The sequence below is a fragment of the Succinivibrio faecicola genome, assembly GCF_019448115.1.
In the GTDB taxonomy this organism is placed as follows: Bacteria; Pseudomonadota; Gammaproteobacteria; order Enterobacterales; family Succinivibrionaceae; genus Succinivibrio; species Succinivibrio faecicola.
In genome coordinates this window covers 1-2,654 of record NZ_JAGFNY010000066.1, presented here as the reverse complement: position 1 = coordinate 2,654, position 2,654 = coordinate 1, and the positions used below count along the sequence as shown (strand labels likewise).

The window sequence follows — 2,654 nt, the reverse complement described above, 5'->3', positions numbered from 1 at the left end:
GATCTTCTGATCGATTAAATCAAGATAAAGTGATCGATCAATTCAAGATCTTTGCGTCATAACTAAAAGATTTTCCAAGCAGATTTAAAACAGCCAGAGCTCTACAGGCATACTTTGGTCTGTTTACTGCTCATTCTGGCAGTGGTGGTAAGATTGAAATGGGAAAGATGTCTCGTAACGGTGATCCTGTGGTTAAGAGAATGCTTTACCAGGCTGTTCTTACTTTATTACACTGTGGTAATAAGCTTCAAATATCTCCACGCTCAGAATATATCCAAAGAATGTATTCAAGAAATACAGTTGCCTTTAAACGTGGAGTTATCAGCATATGTGCCAAAATCATAAGAGTTGTCTTTGGAGTTCTCCATCATGGCACTGCTTATGATCCACAAATAGATGACTCACTTGGAAATAAGAAAGCAAGAATTCATGCTTACTCAAACAGATGCTTAACCAAAGTAAGTGCTGATGCCCTGCTTCAAGAACTGTATGGTTATACCGAAGCTACTTTAGATTAAGCTCCAATAAGGACAAAGGGTTTAAAACAATTTACTTTTTTTACAAAGTATGCAGTAACTCTCTCAAAGCACCTATACCTTAGATTTCTCCAAGATGCATTACCAATAATAGCAGTACTAAGTTACATGCTTCTAATAGAATTTGGCACTGGAGTTCAAGATACATTATTTGATCTAACATGTAGAAATAGCAGTAAAGACTGACTCATGATCATAGAAACTTTAAACAAAGAATGGTCAACCTGAGATTTGAGACTGTATAGCTTTAATTGAAGGAGCACTTTATAGGTTAGGACTTTCTTTTTAGCTGAACTTAAAATAAATGTGGATTAGGTTCCACGAAATATTTTTTACCCAAAATAACCTAATAAGAAATAATATAATTCCTTTATAATAAAGGAGTTAGCAAAGAATTGTCAGATATAATATGGCGACAAAAATAATTCAAAAAGATGTTGACTTCCACGATGTCACCATATAGTAGGCAAATCTTCTGACTCCAAAAGCCTTTCGACAATAAGTAAAAAACTTATTGTTTGCTTTTAGCTCTATAATCTGTCCTACAATCATTCTTTCTATTACCTGTCAGTTTCTGCTGCTTCTTTTAATCTATCTAATAATTTCTTATTCTTTTTACTTCCGCTTCCGTACAATCTTGCTGAAAATACTGTTATGATTTCAAGAACATCTTTTGCTAAATCCTCTTCAAAACTTGGCTTATCTTCTCCTCGATTTATAATAACCACCTCTACACCTTTAGCTTCACAAATTGAGAATATAAGCTCTGCTCCAAATCTTAATAATCTATCCTTGTGCGTCAATACCAGTCTTTTTACTTCATTATTTAAGATCTTATTGATTAAAGAAGTCAGTCCTTTCTTATAATAATTCATTCCTGATCCTAGATCAGTTATCATTTCAAACTGATAACCATGCTCAGCACAGTATAATTCAAGAACCTGAGCCTGTCTTTTTAAATCATCTTTCTGATCGTGACTGCTTACTCTAGCATAAGCGACTGTATATCTGTTATCACTTTGAACTGGTATTTCTTTACCAGATAATTGAAGAATATGTTCAAGGTTGTATCGTCTTGTTCCACCAGGAGAAATACTATCAGGCTTTAATTTACCTGACTTTTCCCAATTTCTTAACGTTTGAACATGAACTCCTAATATTTTTGCTGCTTGTCCTATTGAAATAATCTTGTTCATAAATCTAAATCTAAAAAAATAATTTTAGATATTATAAACTATTTATATTTTTAATAAAACTGTTAATTACCCTTTTTATAGGTTCATTTTTTGCTCTTATTCTTTCATTCTTACTTGTTCTGACAAGAGAAGGTGGAATAAAGGAAAACAAAGTAGTGTTCTTTGTTTTAAATTCTGTAATCAATGTTGTCCGTTCAGTACCTTTTATTATTCTTTTAGTTTTTATTCTTCCTGTAACAAAGGCGATTGTAGGCACAAGAATTGGTACAACTGCAGCATTAGTTCCTCTTACAACCTTCATTACACCTTATTTATCAAGATTGTTTGAAAACTCTCTGTTAGGTGTAAACAAAGGCATTATTGAAGCTGCAAAGGCAATGGGAGCAAGTACCTTTGAAATAATCGTTCATTTCATTCTGCCAGAGGCAAAATCATCACTGATTCTGTCAGTCACCATTGGCACCATAACATTACTTGGTGCTACAGCAATGGCAGGTGTCATCGGCGGTGGCGGTGTAGGCGATCTTGCACTTACATATGGTTATGAGCGAATGAATTTCCCTTTAATGCTCTTTACAGTAATAGTTTTAGTCGTTTTCGTTCAGATAATTCAGTCTGTTGGAAACTTCCTGGCAGCAAAAGCCAGAGGACATAAATAATAAAAATTGGAGAAAATCATGAAATTTAAAACTTTATCTATAGTTGCTTTAGCTACTTTATTAGTATCAACATCATCATATGGCTTTGATAAGGATCATCCTGTATTGAAGTTTAGTAAATCACAAGGTCCATACTCAGAGCTATTCATTTCTGGTGTGCAGCCAATTCTTGAAAAGGAAGGTTATTGGAAATAAACCTCATTTAATCACAAAATGAACCTAGATCAGGTAACACTTGAAACAAAATTCTTGATACACACGAA

The 2,654-nt window shown here is 33.6% G+C and carries 3 protein-coding genes and 1 pseudogene; 3 read left to right on the top strand and 1 reads right to left on the bottom strand.

What is annotated here, in order from left to right; genetic code table 11:
* Nucleotides 1–83: 83 nt before the first annotated feature.
* Nucleotides 84–518: pseudogene (locus J5V48_RS09595) on the top strand (transposase); the annotation flags it as partial.
* A 578-nt stretch (nt 519–1,096) separates the two neighbouring features.
* Here the strand turns inward: J5V48_RS09595 and J5V48_RS09590 are convergent.
* Nucleotides 1,097–1,732, bottom strand: coding sequence for an IS607 family transposase (locus tag J5V48_RS09590; protein WP_219938398.1), 636 nt, complete (start codon nt 1,730–1,732; stop codon nt 1,097–1,099).
* A gap of 44 nt (nt 1,733–1,776) precedes the next feature.
* On the opposite strand from J5V48_RS09590, the gene J5V48_RS09585 reads away from it, so the two are divergent.
* A complete protein-coding gene (locus tag J5V48_RS09585) occupies nt 1,777–2,391 on the top strand; it encodes a methionine ABC transporter permease (protein WP_336244991.1) in 615 nt (204 codons plus the stop codon).
* 18 nt (nt 2,392–2,409) lie between these two features.
* A complete protein-coding gene (locus tag J5V48_RS09580; protein ID WP_219938394.1) occupies nt 2,410–2,586 on the top strand; it encodes a hypothetical protein in 177 nt (58 codons plus the stop codon).
* The last annotated feature ends 68 nt before the right edge of the window (nt 2,587–2,654 follow it).